This window comes from Bradyrhizobium sp. 195 (assembly GCF_023101665.1).
Classification (GTDB): Bacteria; Pseudomonadota; Alphaproteobacteria; order Rhizobiales; family Xanthobacteraceae; genus Bradyrhizobium.
This window is the reverse complement of sequence record NZ_CP082161.1, coordinates 6,287,479-6,305,916: the sequence shown is the minus strand read 5'-3', so window position 1 is coordinate 6,305,916 and position 18,438 is coordinate 6,287,479. Positions and strand designations below refer to the sequence as shown.

The following is an 18,438-nucleotide window of genomic DNA, read 5'->3' as shown; positions in this document are numbered from 1 at the left end:
AGTAGGCGTTTGTATGCGCTTGCCGCCCGCTTTGGAGGATAGGTTTTCTTTATTCCTTCCATTGTTGAGAGGTTTCCGCCGTCCTCCTTAGGAAATGCCGCTCCTGCAGACGTGTGAAGCTCACGAGGTCGCTATCGATGAAGAAAGTGCCCGCTGCGAAGTTCCATGGCATCCACGTCACGGACGCCAATCTTCACTATCACGGCTCAATCACCCTCGACCCGGATCAATGCCACGAGGCCGGCATCCTTCCGATGGAATTTGTCGAGATCTGGAACAAGAGCTCTGGAGCGCGCATCTCCACTTACGTGATTTTCGGTGCGCCAGGCTCACGCTGTTGCATTCTCAATGGAGCCGCTGCACGCACATGTCAGGTAGGCGACCAGATCATTGTCTGCAGTTCGTCGTACATCGATGAGACGCGAATCGTCGAGCTGACGCCGAAAATTCTCGCCTTCGACCGCGACAACAGGATTATTGATCGCCTGACGTACGCGGTCAGTTCGAATTCGTCAGAGCGCTACCACTTCGAAATTAGAGGTGAAACGGGTGATCTTAAACCGACGCCTCTACTTGCCGTAGAACCAAATCCGGCGCTGCCCACGAATTGAGGTCCAGATGAGCCATATGCCTGAGCCTTCTCTCAATCATACTACGGTGCCGGTGCTACAGCGTTGGAAACAGGAAGCGCGGCGCATCGTGATGACGACCGCGTACGATGCGGTTACCGCGCGAATCGCCGATAGAGTCGTCGACGTCATTCTTGTTGGCGACAGCGTCGGCAATGTCTGCCTCGGATTCGAAAACACGCTTCCGGTCAGCATGGCGATGATGAACCATCACCTGGAGGCTGTGGCGCGCACAGAGCCCCGAGCTCTGCTCGTAGCCGATATGCCATTTCTCAGCTTTCATCTCAGTCCCGAGGAGACAATTCGCAACGCCGGAGGCTTTCTTCAGCGTGGCGCAGATGCGGTTAAACTCGAGGGCGGAGCCAAGCGCATCGAAATGGTGCGAGCTCTCGTTGATTGTGAAATCCCTGTTATGGGCCATCTCGGCCTCACCCCGCAGAGCGTGAATGTCATGGGTGGCTTCAAAGTGCAGGGCCGGAAGTTTGACGATGCCTCACGCCTGCTCGAGGACGCCCACCGTCTGCAAGAGGCCGGATGTTTTGCCCTCGTCCTCGAAGGCATTCCAGCCGAGCTCGCGAAACGAGCCACGGAGACGCTGACAATACCGACGATTGGTATCGGTGCGGGTTCCGGTTGCTCGGGCCAGGTGCTGGTCTTGCACGATGTGCTGAGCTTGACCGAAGGTCATCGCCCCAAATTCGTTCGAGCCTATGTCGACGGGTTTCAGCTGCTGCGTGAGGGGCTGTCGCGCTGGGCTGCTGACGTTCGCGACGGCAAATTTCCGGCCGCGCAAGAGTCCTATAAGCTGCCAGAAGAGCTTGCTGACACAATCGCGAATTGGACGCCCCCGAGCTCTACCCGATGCAATCCGACATGAAGACAACCACGACCGTTACTGAGCTTCGTCACGTCTTGGCAAAAGCGCGCGCTGACAGCGCACGCGTCGGCTTTGTACCGACAATGGGCTATCTGCATGACGGTCACCTGGCGTTGTGTGCCGTTTGACTTCTACGGATCCGAGATATTGGTGAGGGCGTCTCCAAGCGCCGGCGCAGCGGCGTGCATCAACCGATCCGCACGACCATCTTTCCGAGAGCGGAGCGGGTTGTCATTGCCTTAAAGGCTTCGCGCGTCGTGATGCATAACGCCGTCAATCAGGCGTTTGCCCGGAAGGCGATCGAAAGAGGCGCAGATGGTCTGGTCTTGGTCGCGACCGGAGCGGGGGACATGCAGGAAGGCTCTCGCCATTCGCCTTCGTGAAGGAGACACGACAATGGTTCGACGGCCCAATCGCCCTTTCCGGTGCGATTGCGACCGGAGGTTCGATTCTGGCTGCGCGAGCGCTTGGTGCTGACATTGCCTATGTCGGGTCAGCCTTCATTGCCACGGCCGAAGCGAATGCAAGAGTAGCCTATAAGCAAGGCATCGGGGGCGGTTGCGCCGACGATATCGTCTACACCAACCGGTTCGCAGGCGTGCATGGCAATTATTTGCGCGGGTCGATTGAACATGCAGTTTGATCCAGACAATCTTCCGGAATCGGAACCCTCGAAGATGGACTTTGGCTCGGGTGGCAACTGATGCAAAGGTCTGGCGGGATATCTGGGGCGCCGGCCAAGGCATTGGAACTGTTCGCGCCATCACGACGGTCCGAGAATACATCGACCGGCTTGAACGCGAATATAGGGCGGCTACTGTCGCTCTTGCCTAACGTGCCGCTCTCGGCCGGCTCGATTGGGATGAGAAACTGGTGGGCGCTCCAACTGCACATCGCGCTCAGCGGATTGCGCGACTGTCGATAAAGGCAGCTCGGCACCACTCTTAACAGATTGCCCGCAAGGGCTTCTTAGTTTCCTCGGCAGAACAAACCGGGTCTCGTGCGACGCTTTTAGTGGTCGGCGCGAGCCGCATTGCGGGCGCGGTCGTGTTTCGCGATGGGTCTGCGCTTCCAGGTCTCTTCTTCCATGCGCAAAGATCCGTTGTGCACGCTCGATCTAGCCGGCTTAACCTCTTCCGCGTCAGCCGCGCTTTCGCTGAGAGGGTGGCTTAAACTCCACGACCTCGTGCTGGTCGCACGGATCAGGTGGCCCATTTTTCTTCAGGATTAGCTCAAGCTCGAGAGCCTCGAAGGCGAGCTCATCCGCCAAGCGCTTAAACAGATCGCGCTTTTCTATGTCCGTTGTCTGCTGACTCATCAGCGCAAACTCTCTGGCGTCAGCGCGGACCTTTTCCAAACGTCGTCGGAGGTCCTTCATGTGTGCCGGCTCAGCTTTTAAACTTATCCTCGGCCCGAACGATCAGTTTGCTTGTTCGGATCTCCCGGGAGTCAACTGCCGAAACTGGATATTGGTTCTATGCGGATCACCAAATTCGCCGCTCATCATGCTGCGATATCTAGCCACGCTCTGATGAGCCATCCCTGTCCGGCTCTCGCCGGATGATGCATAGAACTACCATACCTGAAGGGGCATGAATGTCCGAAAGCGCACAGACGCGGTTGTTGCGCCGGGTTAGGCTGCGAGCGATCCTGGACGCTCGCGAAGCGCTCCTCGGGGGGGATACCAATGTGCCGGCTGCGCTGAAGCGGCTCCGTCCGCGAACGCAGTGTTGCCGGCTGTGTGCCGGGTATGAGGCAGGAGTAAGCTCGGCAGATTTCAGATCAAACGATGGTCGTTCTCGTGCGTACTTTCCTTCTCATTGTGGGAATATGGCTACTGGTGAACGTTCTGTTCGTTGTAGTTGTCATGCCCTCGCGCAGACCGGCACCTACTCGGCGAGCGGGAACTCCATCTCCGGTGACGATCAACACGACGGCCCGTCGATCGGACGGTCACGACCCACCACTCCTGCGGCGGGGGATGACGCCGGTTGCAATCAGAGTCCTTTTCGTCGTCCTCCTCCTTCCAGTGCTTCGAGCGTGGAATGCGGTTAGGCGGCACTTCAGAGGGCACCACGACTAGACGCGGGCCGTCGCGCTTGAGATTCTCGTCGATGTCTTCACTGCGCCGCGCGCCCCCCGAGCGATTCAGCGAGACCATCAGCCAGATCGCCAGCGCGCTCGCTATGGCCATGCCTCCAAGCATGGTCATGATCCGCGTTTGAACGATGATGTGAAAAGCTCAGAGCCCCAAGAGGGTAACAGCCGGCGCCAGCATTCCCATCACAAAATGCCGCAATTGGCGCTCAATTTGTCCGCCGCTTTTGGGCTGAAGCCTGATCGATCAGGAAATCGTGCAAATCTCGGCCGCCTCGAAGCTGCGGCCGCAGCCATCGAGGCAGCCTGCCGCGACCCGACCATGTCTCCGCTGGGTTCTTCGGATTGCGGTATTTGGGACGAACGGGCGGGTATGGACGGCGCTTACGATTGAGCCGCGTGGCCTCGTTGGTCAGTCCAATCCTGTGGAGCCTTTCCTCCAAATGTGCTTTTTGCACCAACATTTTCTGAGTGAGTTTGGCGGCGATCTCTTGGTGAAGTATCCAGAGCTCGTCAATGGAGAGCGAATTGAAATGCGCGGTGTTCATGGCTCCATCCGAATCTTGGGCAGAAGGCCCAGGCAGACAAGTCGGGAATCCGGGAGCAGACAAGCCGTCAGTTAAATATTGATCGTGCAATCCACATTTAAATGCGAGGGGAGCAGGGAGAAGGCGCGACAGTGGTAATATCGTGGCGGAGTATTTAATTCGCTGCGAGCGGTATCCACGTATCGTGAGATCGACAATCCCCCCTCGGACAGTTGCGCTTTCGTGTTCGGGGACGAGCGCAATGATAGCGATCTACCGGGTGGCGGCGCCGCGGATCGCGGCGGGAGCGGGGCCCGGCGCAACTCAGGTGGCTCGATGAATCGATCGCGCTGCCTCGTGTTGCACCCCTGGAGTGCCGGACCGGCATATTAAATAGGTGGCCAGACTACAATTAATTCATCGCGCTGCCCGATTTAAGCCCCATGGGAGCCGTTGTCGCCGCTAAGGCTCGAGCGGGGGTGGGGCGCACCCGGGAGTTTTCGATGTCCGGTCGTTTGCGATTGTACTTCGCCAGTTTGGTCCTTGTCGGAGGTTTTTCGGCGGGGCCTGCGTCTTCCAATCCTCTAGCCGAGTTCTTCACTACTGCTACGTCCCAACCCACGGTAACCGCTCCGCCGCAAGCCGAATGCGTGGCGCGTCCCGGTACCTCGACCACTGGTGGACAGCATTGGGTCTACCGGAGGGACGGTCGCCGCAAATGCTGGTTCCTGGCCGAGGGCATCGCGACGGTGAAGAAGCCCATTCGGGCTCGCGTGGCCAAAGACCGCAGCGCCAGTTTGGTCGAAAACGGGACGAGGCGGAGCGCGGTCGTTGATGCGCGCGCGGAGTTGCTGCGCTCCGCGCCGCCCGAGCAATCTCAGCCGCCTGTACCCGAAATGAAGGTAGCTGATGCCGATTCCAGTCTCGGCACGGGCCCTGCCCCGATGTCGGCGCCCCCCGTTGTCGATCTTCCCAACCAGCTCACGCCCGAACACTCCGTGCCGGGCCAAGTCGACGTTGGGCAGCTTCTCGCTGCCGCGCCCGCCGATTCACCGCGAGATATGCCGCTGGGTGCGCGCACTGAAGAGGCGCACGACGAAGCGCGCAGCTGGACGGCCTGGTTCGGTGTGCTGCTGATGACGCTTGGTGGCCTCTCGCTCTTAAGCTCGAGCCGCACGCTTCGGCACGCGTGGAGATCACGCCACTGAGGTCGCTTAGATACGAGGTACAGCCGCCGCGCGATCGGTGGATTCCAGGAGCTGATATAGCCGAACTGCAACAGGTACAGATGTTCCGTGCGCCACATCTAGTTTGGCAGTGCCTTAGATGAGCATTCGAGTACAATGACGATCGCCTTTGGGATCGGACTGCACTATGCGGTACAAGGTGTTCGTGGTGGACGGCAGCCGGCAAGTGATCTGCGCCGCAAAGCTCGACTGCATTGACGAGCAGGCGGCGAGACGCCGAGCTGAGCAAATGCATGACGAGCACGACGTTGAGCTTTGGGAAGGCGATCGACTCGTTGCGGTGTTCCGAAGTGCAACGTCGAATGAAAGTCGGAGCTAACGCGCGATCCTGAATAGACGGCCGGTCTCGCCGCCGAGTTAGTTCGAGCGTTGTGAGGCGACCCCGCCTGGGTGGTTGCCGACATGTCGCTGCGACGTCGTCGCCGAGGCTCACCACTGCGGGAATGAAGGCGCCCGTCCTCTTCAAAATGATGGCAGATGCAAGGAACGCGCGCAATCCGTGCATCGAATCGCGCCGGCGAGCCAACGCGGGTCAACCTTCGACCCGGCGGGTCTCTAGACGGCTCTTGCTTTGCCGCTCGCTTTGGTACGCCGTCTTCTGCCGATTGTTCTTGCTTCTACATGTCGGAGCTTACTTCGAAGCTTCTCCACTTCTCTAAGCTCCTCCAGAAGCGCCTGGTGCCGTTCACTCAGAACAGCACTAGAAAAAATCTGACGCGTACTCGACATCACATGCCTCAGAAAATGACTTGGAGTAAGAAGTCGACGAAAAGCGAAAGGCAAAAGCTCAATGAGCTAAAGCCGCAGCTGCCAGATGCTCCCAGTACTCTGCCTCTGCAAGCAGTTTCCAGCTTCTCTCGGGTTGGAGTGCGGCAGTCTGTCGGCAAAGCAACGCCATTGCACGAAAGCGGCGGGCAGCTTCCATTTCAACCTCCCATGTTTTCCCCAAACATATTTTTCAATTTCGCGTTGGAGTCATCATGATTATATACAATAATCAAATTTCTCATTTAATGGCGGTCTATCTGGTTCCCTTTGTGAGCCGAACGGGAACTGGTTTCGGTTTAAGCTTCACATCGTTTTCGAATGCTTGCTCGCCGGGGCCCCATTGCGCGGTAAAGCGAATGAGAAACGTGCGCGGGACAGCAACACGAGATGCGAAGCTTCGTGCGCGACTATCGCAATGTCAGAAATCCCAACCGAGGATTCTTGTCGCCGCACTCCAGGACGCTTGCGTCGGCGACCGAGCCATAACCCAGCCATTGGATTGCGCTAGCGGTCTGGCTAGGCGCCTCGCTCTTAGAGCGCACCACCATTGAGCCCCGCGATGGTCTCACGCTGTGGAACGTGCACCCGGGCGACAAGGACCGCTACACTGACCCGACCAGGATGATCAGCAACACAGTGAAAGCCAAGTTCGCCGCTTCACGGCGGTGGGCCTGGATCGCGTCGGGTGCGTAGATTAATGATCCACGCGAGGCAAAGATCATCTCGCGGACCGAGTGCATCTCTGAGAAAAGCCGTAAAATTCCGGTGTCTCCTCGCAAGGAGGGGCGCAAGAGCCTCCTTGTTATTGATTTCGATGCATTAATAATTAAATCTGTCTAATAGACAAATAAATGGACTTGAGCTTTAATTTAAAATAGGTTTGATTTAATCAGGAGTGGGCGATCGTGTGGCTTCTTGATCACGGTGTCGCTTCTGAAGCCGCGAGTATTGCAGAATCAATAATTGCCAAAACGTGGGCGGCCAAGCACCGGCCACGATGGGGCAGGGGGAACCGCTAGATCTTTCGCTTAACTTGGCAGGGATTGTCGCTGGGGCGGACCTATCGCCGTCCGAGCGAGCGCTACCAATTTGCGTGAATTGATTTTGCGGCGACGCTCTCTGCTCGGCATTGGCAGACGAGGGTTGCGAATGACGTGCAGGCATTTTGTAGCAATGTTCACTCGGGCTCGGGCAATTTCGAATTCTTCTCCGTCAATTTGCGATCTCTCGATCCAGCCAGGTTTGCGGTTTGCAAACATGGCGGCTGTCAGGCGCGCGATCATGCACGCGACATCCGCCCGCAAGCTCGGGGCGACCTCAGCCCCAAACCGGGCTGAGCGGCACATGTTCTGTTTGCACATTTTCGAAGCGATGAGCAGGACGGCAGGCATGCTGAGCAGCTCGGCATTTTTCTTCAGCAGCGTAGGTAAGGCAACGGCCGATCATCCCCGCGCCATTGTGCAATTTGTGCCGGTCCGTGAATGCGGACGGCGCATCATCCAGAGGATTTAAGCTATGGCGACGCAGACAACGGGCGGCGGCAGCACGGTTTCGTTCGGCAATACTCCGCAAGCCAACACGGACAGTTTCTCGTTTACGGAGGACGCCAGCAACATTCTCATCTTGAACGTGCTGGCAAATGACCTTGGGGGTGCGGCCAAGACGCTGTTCTCCCTGGACAATGGAACGAGCTCCTCCGCATCCACCAAGAACTACGCACCGGCGGACTTGCTGGTCAAAGATGTCGCGTACAGCAGTGATGCCGCCGGAATGGCCGCAACCGGTGACCGCAGCGCCCTCGGCGCACGCATCTGGATCGAAGCGGACGGCACCGTTCATTACGACAAGGGCGACATCAACATTCAGCTTCAGGCGCTGGCGGCCGGGCAAACGCTGACTGACACATTCACCTACGCCATCCAGCTGGGCAATGGCACGCTCAGTTGGGCGACCGTGACACTCCAGTTCAATGGCGCAAACGACTCGGTCTTCATCACGTCAAGTCCGCAAAGCGGCTCGGTGGTAGAAGACGCGAATGCCACACCCGATCTCTCGGATTCGCAGAGCGCGGCCGGCACTATCAGTTTCAACGACGCCGATCTCAGCGACACGCATTCGGCCTCGTTCGCGGCAGCCTCTTCCAATACCACTTCTCTCGGCGCCTTCTCGCTCGATCCTGTCAATGAGGCGGCCAATTCGGCCAACGGCGCGGTGCAGTGGCACTACAATTTGAACAACGCGGCTGCGCAATACCTCGCTGCGGGCCAGACCGTCACCGAAAGCTTCGTGGTGACGATCAATGACGGCCACGGCTCGACAGCCACCCAGACGGTGACGGTCACGATCACCGGCACCAATGATGCTGCCACGGTCTCTTCCGAGGCGAAGTCCGTCACCGAGGGTAATGCCGCCTCCGCGCTCAACACGAGCGGTCAGTTGACGATTGTGGATCCCGATACGGGCCAGGCCCATGTCGTCGCGCAGACCAACGCGCACGGCACCTACGGCGACTTCACGATCGATGCCAACGGCGCCTGGAGCTACACCGGCAACGGCGCCCATGACGAACTCACTGCCGGCCAGCAGGTGCAGGACCAGTTCACGGTCACCAGCCAGGACGGCACCGCGAGCGGCACGGTGACGGTCACCATCACCGGCAGCAACGATGCGGCCACGGTCTCTTCGGACTCGAAGTCCGTCACGGAAGGCAACACTGCCACCGCATTGAACGCCTCCGGCCAGCTGACGATTGTGGATCCCGACACGGGCGAAGCCCACGTCGTGGCGCAGACGAACGAGCACGGGACCTACGGCGACTTCACCATCGATGCCAACGGGGCCTGGAGCTACACCGGTAACGGCGCCCACAATGAGCTCATCGCCGGCCAGCAGGTGCAGGATCAGTTCACGGTGACCAGCCAGGACGGCACCGCGAGCGGCATCGTGACGGTGACCATCACCGGCAGCAACGATGCGGCGACCGTGAGTTCGGACTCGAAGTCCGTCACGGAAGGCGACGCTGCGGCCGCATTGAACGCCTCCGGCCAGCTGACGATTGTGGATCCCGACAGCGGCGAAGCCCACGTCGTCGCCCAGAGCAATGTCCACGGGACCTATGGCGACTTCAGCATCGATGCCAACGGCGCCTGGAGCTACACCGGCAACGGCGCCCACAATGAGCTCACCGCTGGCCAGCAGGTGCAGGACCAGTTCACGGTCACCAGCCAGGACGGCACCGCCACCGGTACGGTGACGGTGACCATCACCGGCAGCAATGATGCGGCCACGGTCTCGTCGGACTCGAAGTCCGTCACCGAGGGCGACACCGCGGCGGCGCTCAACACCAGCGGTCAGCTGACGATTGTGGATCCCGACAGCGGCGAAGCCCACGTCGTCGCGCAGAGCAATGTCCACGGGACCTATGGCGACTTCACGATCGATGCCAACGGGGCCTGGAGCTACACCGGCAACGGTGCCCACGACGAGCTCATCGCCGGCCAGCAGGTCCAGGACCAGTTCACGGTGACCAGCCAGGACGGCACCGCGAGCGGCATCGTGACGGTGACCATCACCGGCACCAACGATGCGGCCACGGTCTCTTCGGACTCGAAGTCCGTCACGGAAGGCGACACTGCCGCCGCATTGAACGCCTCCGGTCAGCTCACCATCACCGACCCCGACACGGGCCAGGCCCATGTCGCGGCGCAATCGAACGTCCATGGCACCTATGGCGACTTCAGCATCGATGCCAACGGGGCCTGGAGCTACACCGGCAACGGCGCCCATGACGAGCTCACCGCCGGCCAGCAGGTGCAGGACCAGTTCACGGTGACCAGCCAGGACGGCACCGCGAGCGGCATCGTGACGGTGACCATCACCGGCACCAATGATGCGGCGACCGTGAGTTCGGACTCGAAGTCCGTCACGGAAGGCAACACTGCGGCCGCATTGAACGCCTCCGGCCAGCTGACGATTGTGGATCCCGATACCGGCGAAGCCCATGTCGTGGCCCAGACCAACGCGCACGGCGCCTATGGCGACTTCACGATCGATGCCAACGGGGCCTGGAGCTACACCGGCAACGGCGCCCACGATGAGCTCACCGCCGGCCAGCAGGTGCAGGATCAGTTCACGGTCACCAGCCAGGACGGCACCGCAAGCGGTACGGTGACGGTGACCATCACCGGCAGCAACGATGCGGCGACCGTGAGTTCGGACTCGAAGTCCGTCACGGAAGGCAACACTGCGGCCGCATTGAACGCCTCCGGCCAGCTGACGATTGTGGATCCCGATACCGGCGAAGCCCATGTCGTGGCCCAGACCAACGCGCACGGGACCTATGGCGACTTCTCGATCGATGCCAACGGGGCCTGGAGCTACACCGGCAACGGCGCCCACGATGAGCTCACCGCCGGCCAGCAGGTGCAGGACCAGTTCACGGTGACCAGCCAGGACGGCACCGCGAGCGGCATCGTGACGGTGACCATCACCGGCACCAATGATGCGGCGACCGTGAGTTCGGACTCGAAGTCCGTCACGGAAGGCAACACTGCGGCCGCATTGAACGCCTCCGGCCAGCTGACGATTGTGGATCCCGATACCGGCGAAGCCCATGTCGTGGCCCAGACCAACGCGCACGGCACCTATGGCGACTTCTCGATCGATGCCAACGGGGCCTGGAGCTACACCGGCAACGGCGCCCACGATGAGCTCACTGCCGGCCAGCAGGTGCAGGATCAGTTCACGGTCACCAGCCAGGACGGCACCGCCACCGGCATCGTGACGGTGACTATCACCGGCAGCAACGATGCGGCCACGGTCAGCTCGGACTCGAAGTCCGTCACCGAGGGCGACACCGCGGCGGCGCTCAATACCAGCGGTCAGCTGACGATTGTGGATCCCGACAGCGGCGAAGCCCACGTCGTCGCGCAGACCAACGCGCACGGGACCTATGGCGACTTCACGATCGATGCCAACGGGGCCTGGAGCTACACCGGCAACGGCGCCCATGACGAGCTCACCGCCGGCCAGCAGGTCCAGGACCAGTTCACGGTGACCAGCCAGGACGGCACCGCGAGCGGCATCGTGACCGTCACCATCACCGGCAGCAATGATGCGGCGACCGTGAGTTCGGACTCGAAGTCCGTCACGGAAGGCAACACCGCCGCCGCACTGAACGCCTCCGGCCAGCTGACGATCGTGGATCCCGACAGCGGCGAAGCCCATGTCGTCGCCCAGAGCAATGTCCACGGGACCTATGGCGACTTCACCATCGATGCCAACGGGGCCTGGAGCTACATCGGCAACGGCGCCCATGATGAGCTCACCGCCGGCCAGCAGGTGCAGGATCAGTTCACGGTGACCAGCCAGGACGGCACCGCGAGCGGCATCGTGACGGTGACTATCACCGGCAGCAACGATGCGGCGACGGTCAGCTCGGACTCGAAGTCCGTCACGGAAGGCAACACTGCCGCCGCACTGAACGCCTCCGGTCAGCTGACGATTGTGGATCCCGACAGCGGCGAAGCCCATGTCGTGGCTCAGACCAACGCGCACGGCGCCTATGGCGACTTCTCGATCGATGCCAACGGGGCCTGGAGCTACACCGGCAACGGCGCCCATGACGAGCTCACAGCTGGCCAGCAGGTGCAGGACCAGTTCACGGTGACCAGCCAGGACGGCACCGCGAGCGGCATCGTCACAGTCACCATCACCGGCACCAATGATGCGGCCACGGTCTCGTCGGACTCGAAGTCCGTCACCGAGGGCGATACCGCGGCGGCGCTCAATACCAGCGGTCAGCTGACGATTGTGGATCCCGACACCGGCGAAGCCCACGTCGTGGCGCAGAGCAACGCGCACGGGACCTATGGCGACTTCAGCATCGATGCCAACGGCGCCTGGAGCTACACCGGCAATGGCGCCCACGATGAGCTCACCGCCGGCCAGCAGGTGCAGGACCAGTTCACGGTCACCAGCCAGGACGGCACCGCAAGCGGCATCGTGACCGTCACCATCACGGGCAGCAACGATGCGGCCACGGTCAGCTCGGACTCGAAGTCCGTCAGCGAGGGCGACACCGCGGCGGCGCTCAATACCAGCGGTCAGCTGACGATTGTGGATCCCGACAGTGGCGAAGCCCGTGTCGTGGCGCAATCGAACGTCCATGGCACCTATGGCGACTTCAGCATCGATGCCAACGGGGCCTGGAGCTACACCGGCAACGGCGCCCACGACGAGCTCACTGCCGGCCAGCAGGTGCAGGATCAGTTCACGGTCACCAGCCAGGACGGCACCGCAAGCGGCATCGTGACGGTCACCATCACCGGCAGCAACGACGCGGCCACGGTCAGCTCGGACTCGAAGTCCGTCAGCGAGGGCGACACCGCGGCGGCGCTCAATACCAGCGGTCAGCTGACGATTGTGGATCCCGACAGTGGCGAAGCCCATGTCGTGGCGCAATCGAACGTCCATGGCACCTATGGCGACTTCAGCATCGATGCCAGCGGCGCCTGGAGCTACACCGGCAATGGCGCCCACAATGAGCTCACTGCCGGCCAGCAGGTGCAGGACCAGTTCACGGTCACCAGCCAGGACGGCACCGCAAGCGGCATCGTGACGGTCACCATCACCGGCAGCAACGATGCGGCCACGGTCTCGTCGGACTCGAAGTCCGTCACGGAAGGCAACACTGCCGCCGCACTGAACGCCTCCGGTCAGCTGACGATTGTGGATCCCGACAGCGGCGAAGCCCATGTCGTGGCTCAGACCAACGCCCATGGCACCTATGGCGACTTCAGCATCGATGCCAACGGCGCCTGGAGCTACACCGGCAACGGCGCCCACGATGAGCTCACCGCCGGCCAGCAGGTCCAGGACCAGTTCACGGTCACCAGCCAGGACGGCACCGCGAGCGGCATCGTGACGGTGACAATCACCGGCACCAATGATGCGGCCACGGTCTCGTCGGACTCGAAGTCCGTCACCGAGGGCGATACCGCGGCGGCGCTCAATACCAGCGGTCAGCTGACGATTGTGGATCCCGACACCGGCGAAGCCCATGTCGTGGCGCAGAGCAACGCGCACGGGACCTATGGCGACTTCTCGATCGATGCCAACGGCGCCTGGAGCTACACCGGCAATGGCGCCCACGATGAGCTCACCGCCGGCCAGCAGGTGCAGGACCAGTTCACGGTCACCAGCCAGGACGGCACCGCAAGCGGCATCGTGACCGTCACCATCACCGGCAGCAACGATGCGGCCACGGTCAGCTCGGACTCGAAGTCCGTCACCGAGGGCGACACCGCGGCGGCGCTCAATACCAGCGGTCAGCTGACGATTGTGGATCCCGACACCGGCGAAGCCCGTGTCGTGGCGCAATCGAACGTCCATGGCACCTATGGCGACTTCAGCATCGATGCCAACGGGGCCTGGAGCTACACCGGCAATGGCGCCCACAATGAGCTCACTGCCGGCCAGCAGGTGCAGGACCAGTTCACGGTGACCAGCCAGGACGGCACCGCGAGCGGCATCGTGACGGTGACCATCACCGGCACCAATGATGCGGCCACGGTCTCGTCGGACTCGAAGTCCGTCACGGAAGGCAACACTGCGGCCGCATTGAACGCCTCCGGCCAGCTCACCATCACCGACCCCGACAGCGGCGAAGCCCATGTCGTCGCCCAGAGCAACGCGCACGGCGCCTATGGCGACTTCACCATCGATGCCAACGGGGCCTGGAGCTACACCGGCAACGGCGCCCACGATGAGCTCACCGCCGGCCAGCAGGTGCAGGACCAGTTCACCGTCACCAGCCAGGACGGCACCGCGAGCGGCATCGTGACGGTGACCATCACCGGCAGCAATGATGCGGCGACCGTGAGTTCGGACTCGAAGTCCGTCACGGAAGGCAACACTGCCGCCGCACTGAACGCCTCCGGCCAGCTGACGATTGTGGATCCCGATACCGGCGAAGCCCACGTCGTGGCGCAGACCAACGCGCACGGCGCCTATGGCGACTTCACGATCGATGCCAACGGGGCCTGGAGCTACACCGGCAACGGCGCCCACGATGAGCTCACCGCTGGCCAGCAGGTGCAGGATCAGTTCACGGTCACCAGCCAGGACGGCACCGCCACCGGCATCGTGACGGTGACTATCACCGGCAGCAACGATGCGGCCACTGTCTCGTCGGACTCGAAGTCCGTCACGGAAGGCAACACTGCCACCGCATTGAACGCCTCCGGCCAGCTGACGATTGTGGATCCCGACAGCGGCGAAGCCCATGTCGTGGCGCAGACGAACGCCCACGGGACCTATGGCGACTTCTCGATCGATGCCAACGGCGCCTGGAGCTACACCGGCAACGGCGCCCACGATGAGCTCACTGCCGGCCAGCAGGTGCAGGATCAGTTCACGGTCACCAGCCAGGACGGCACCGCCACCGGCATCGTGACGGTGACTATCACCGGCAGCAACGATGCGGCCACTGTCTCGTCGGACTCGAAGTCCGTCACGGAAGGCAACACTGCCACCGCATTGAACGCCTCCGGCCAGCTGACGATTGTGGATCCCGACAGCGGCGAAGCCCATGTCGTGGCGCAGACGAACGCCCACGGGACCTATGGCGACTTCTCGATCGATGCCAACGGGGCCTGGAGCTACACCGGCAACGGCGCCCACGATGAGCTCATCGCCGGCCAGCAGGTGCAGGACCAGTTCACGGTCACCAGCCAGGACGGCACCGCGAGCGGCATCGTCACAGTCACCATCACCGGCAGCAACGATGCGGCCACGGTCAGCTCGGACTCGAAGTCCGTCACGGAAGGCAACACTGCCACCGCATTGAACGCCTCCGGCCAGCTGACGATTGTGGATCCCGACATGGGCGAAGCCCATGTCGTCGCCCAGAGCAATGCGCACGGGACCTATGGCGACTTCACGATCGATGCCAACGGGGCCTGGAGCTACGCCGGCAACGGTGCCCACGATGAGCTCACCGCCGGCCAGCAGGTGCAGGACCAGTTCACGGTCACCAGCCAGGACGGCACCGCGAGCGGCATCGTCACGGTAACCATCACCGGCAGCAATGATGCGCCGGTGCTGAACGCCAATGGCGGTTCACTGTCCTATACCGAGGGTCAGGCGACGACCGCGATCGATATGGCGCTGATCGTGTCGGATGTTGACAGTACGAATCTGACCGGCGCGACGGTCTCGATTACAGGCAACTTCGCCTCCGGCCAGGATGTGCTCGGTTTTACCAATCAGAACGGCATCATCGGCAGCTATAACGCCAGCACTGGGGTGCTGACCCTGACGGGTTCGTCGAGTGTGGCGAACTACCAGGCGGCTCTACGCTCCGTGACGTATTCGAACTCGGGTGACAATCCGTCGGGCGCGACCCGCACCATCAGCTACCAGGTTGACGACGGCCAGACGGCCAGCCACGCCAGCAATATCGTGAGCTCGACCGTCGCGGTCATCCCGGTCAACGACGCGCCGGTGAATACGGTTCCGGGAGCACAGACGACAAACGTCAACACGACAAAGGCGATCACTGGACTTAGCATCTTCGATGCCGACTCGGACGGCGCCAGCGAAACGATCACGTTGTCGGTAACCAACGGCACCTTGACCGTTTCAGGAGGTACAGCAGGGATCAGCGGCAGCGGAACGTCGACGGTGACGCTGACCGGAACGCTCAGCGCCATCAATTCTACCCTGGCCTCGACAGTCAACTACGTTCCGACATCGAACTTCGCCGGAACTAGCACTCTGACCATGACGACAAACGACAATGGCCACACCGGAGCGGGTGGGGGATTGACCGATGTCGATACGGTGACCATTTCGGTCACGAGCCCCAGCCCCTTCGCTCTCACGACCGGCACCGATACTGTCTTTTATGTATCGGGCACCAATACCGTGACCGGAACGCAATCTCCCCTAACGCTAAACAACGGTGACATGCTGACTGGGGGAAGCGGTACGGACACTCTCGCCCTCAGTGGTGGTGGTCTGGGGCCATTCACGTTCGGCGATGGTGCAGGAAGCATTGGCCTGACAAACTTCGAAACAATAAGTCTAAGTGACAGCAACAGCGGAAATCACACTGACGTCCTGACATTCCTTTCGACATTCCAAAACGGAGGAACGCTCACGATCGACGGATCGGGCATCACTGGTAACGGCGACCTAGTCGTAGATGCTAGCGCAGTCACGTCCGGATCGTTTGTCATCATGGGCAGCTCAGGAAACGGCGGTGATGATACCCTGAAGGGCGGTTCAAGTAACGATACGATCAACGGTGGCGCAGGCAATGGTGCGGACAGGATCGTGGGTGGTGGTGGCGCAGACGCGCTCACTGGTGGTGGCGGGAACGATACATTCGCCTATCTCGCTGTCACCGACGCGGGTGACCGCATCACCGACTTCAGCACCTCAGGGGATAAGCTGGAATTTACGGTAACCGCCGGGCGATTCGTCATTGGTGATGCCGATACAACCGTTGAAAACGTCAGAACGGGCAACAACGCTGCGATAAATCTCGCCAACACGGAGGTCGGCGTCAAAACGGACGCATCCGTGACGACAGCGACAGTTCAATCAACGATCAACGGTTACTCCAATATCACGACCGGGGCCCTGTTCGTATTTCACAATTCGACAGTGGGCCACGCGCAGGTCTACTACGATCCCAATCCGAGCGTGGCAGGCGGGGCGATACTCGTTGCAGATTTGGACAACCTGACCACTCTGGCCAGCATAACCGGTGCTTTTAGCGCGGCGGACTTTGCGTTTGGGACGGCGCTTGCTCCTGCGGGCGTATCGGGGCAGCCCATCAATCTGGGTCTGACCGACTCGCCCGCCAATGAGGGGCAATTCGCCACGGTCACCGTCGCCAGCATGCCCGCCGGCTGGACACTCAATGGTGGGACGCTGCTCCCCGATGGCAAGTGGACGATCGAGACGACCGACGTCAGCTCGCTAACCGTGACATCGCCAGTCAGTTTCGCCGGAGCTTTGCACCTCGACGTGACCGTGACTCGGATGCAGCCGGATGGCTCGGCCGTAATCGAGACATTCGCCGACAATGTTGAAGCTTTTGCAGCGGGCTCCGCCATCATCGCCATTTCCGGCGACGACTATCTCACGGCGTCAAGTGACAGCGATCTGCTCGTATTTTCACAGCCGATCGGCCATGACGTCATCTATAATTTCGAGATGGCGCATGATCAGATCGACCTGATTGGCTACGCCGGTTTCAAGACGTTCGCGGACGTGCAGGCGCATCTGTCGACCGACAATGACGGTAATGCCGTCATTGCGCTGGCCGACGGTCAAACGATCACTTTGGATGGCGTCGATGCCGGCTCGCTCGCAGCGGACGACTTTGTGTTCGACTTCAAGCCCATAGTCGACAATGCCGCCACAATGACAATCGGCAACGGCGCATTGCTGCCGTTGTCCGGTAACATCCACAATACAGGCACGATCTCGTTGAATTCGACCGGCGCCGAGACCGACCTCCAACTTGTCGGGCACGGCGTTTTGCTTGAAGGTGGCGGTCAGGTGCTGTTGTCCGACAATAGCGAGAACACCGTCAGTGGTGCTGTTTCCGATGTCACGCTGACCAACGTCGACAACACCATTTCCGGAGCCGGACAGCTTGGCGAGGGGACATTGACCCTTGTCAACCAAGGTACAATCATCGCGACGGGCACCAACGCGCTCGAGATTGACACCGGCGACAACACCGTCGTCAATTCCGGGACGATTACGGCCAGCGGCAGCGGCGGCCTGGTCATCGACAGCAACGTGGATAATTCAGGGCTGCTGTGGGCGCATGGAGCCAACATCACTCTCAACGGCAGTGTAAGCGGCAGCGGCACGGCACTGATGGATGGCGTAGCTACGATCGAGTTCGGAGCGGCTTCATCTGCGCATGTCGCGCTCGATGCCGCAGCGACCGGGACAATCGTGCTCCATGACTCCTTCGACTTCAGCGGAGTCGTGTCCGGGTTTGACGGAAATGACCACCTGGATCTCCTCGACGTCGCATTCGGGACCGGCACGACCGCTAGTTATGTCGCAAATCAGGCCGGCACTGGAGGAATCCTTTCAGTGACTGACGGCGTTCATACCGCCAATATCAGCCTGTTGGGCCAGTACGATCCCGCGAGCTTCCAGACTGAGGCAGACAAGAACATGGGAACGCTTATCAGCTACCACGAGTATCTGGTCTGACGCGCTGCGAGGCGATGGCTCGAGGCGCTGGGAGCGATCGCCTC

6 protein-coding genes and 2 pseudogenes are annotated in these 18,438 nt (G+C 61.1%); 6 read left to right on the top strand and 2 right to left on the bottom strand.

Annotated features, from left to right (window positions below; all coding sequences use genetic code 11):
• The first annotated feature begins 137 nt into the window (after window positions 1–137).
• The 4 genes and pseudogenes from panD to IVB26_RS29510 form a co-directional block, all read left to right on the top strand.
• A complete protein-coding gene (gene panD, locus IVB26_RS29525) occupies window positions 138–611 on the top strand; it encodes an aspartate 1-decarboxylase (protein ID WP_247968588.1) in 474 nt (157 codons plus the stop codon).
• Between the two features lie 7 nt (window positions 612–618).
• Complete coding sequence (gene panB / locus IVB26_RS29520) at window positions 619–1,506, top strand: 3-methyl-2-oxobutanoate hydroxymethyltransferase (RefSeq protein ID WP_247968587.1); 888 nt, start codon at window positions 619–621, stop codon at window positions 1,504–1,506.
• Window positions 1,503–1,622: pseudogene (locus IVB26_RS29515) on the top strand (pantoate--beta-alanine ligase); the annotation flags it as partial. The gene panB and the pseudogene IVB26_RS29515, both read left to right, overlap by 4 nt.
• Window positions 1,623–1,760: 138 nt before the next feature.
• Window positions 1,761–2,340 (top strand): annotated as a pseudogene (locus IVB26_RS29510) (NAD(P)H-dependent flavin oxidoreductase); the annotation flags it as partial.
• A gap of 307 nt (window positions 2,341–2,647) precedes the next feature.
• On the opposite strand, the gene IVB26_RS29505 reads toward IVB26_RS29510, so the two are convergent.
• Together IVB26_RS29505 and IVB26_RS29500 are read right to left on the bottom strand one after the other, a co-directional pair.
• On the bottom strand, window positions 2,648–2,884 hold the full coding sequence (locus tag IVB26_RS29505; protein ID WP_247968586.1) for a hypothetical protein: 237 nt from the start codon (window positions 2,882–2,884) through the stop codon (window positions 2,648–2,650).
• Window positions 2,885–3,812: 928 nt separating this feature from the next.
• Window positions 3,813–4,151 carry an H-NS histone family protein gene (locus IVB26_RS29500; RefSeq protein WP_247968585.1) on the bottom strand — a complete coding sequence of 113 codons (339 nt, stop codon included), beginning with the start codon at window positions 4,149–4,151 and terminating at the stop codon, window positions 3,813–3,815.
• Between the two features lie 482 nt (window positions 4,152–4,633).
• Between IVB26_RS29500 and IVB26_RS29495 the strand changes: the two genes are divergently transcribed.
• Together IVB26_RS29495 and IVB26_RS29490 are read left to right on the top strand one after the other, a co-directional pair.
• Window positions 4,634–5,338, top strand: a complete 705-nt coding sequence (locus tag IVB26_RS29495; RefSeq protein ID WP_247968584.1) for a hypothetical protein — start codon at window positions 4,634–4,636, stop codon at window positions 5,336–5,338.
• A 2,322-nt stretch (window positions 5,339–7,660) separates the two neighbouring features.
• Window positions 7,661–18,394, top strand: a complete 10,734-nt coding sequence (locus tag IVB26_RS29490; protein WP_247968583.1) for a VCBS domain-containing protein — start codon at window positions 7,661–7,663, stop codon at window positions 18,392–18,394.
• Window positions 18,395–18,438: the final 44 nt, after the last annotated feature.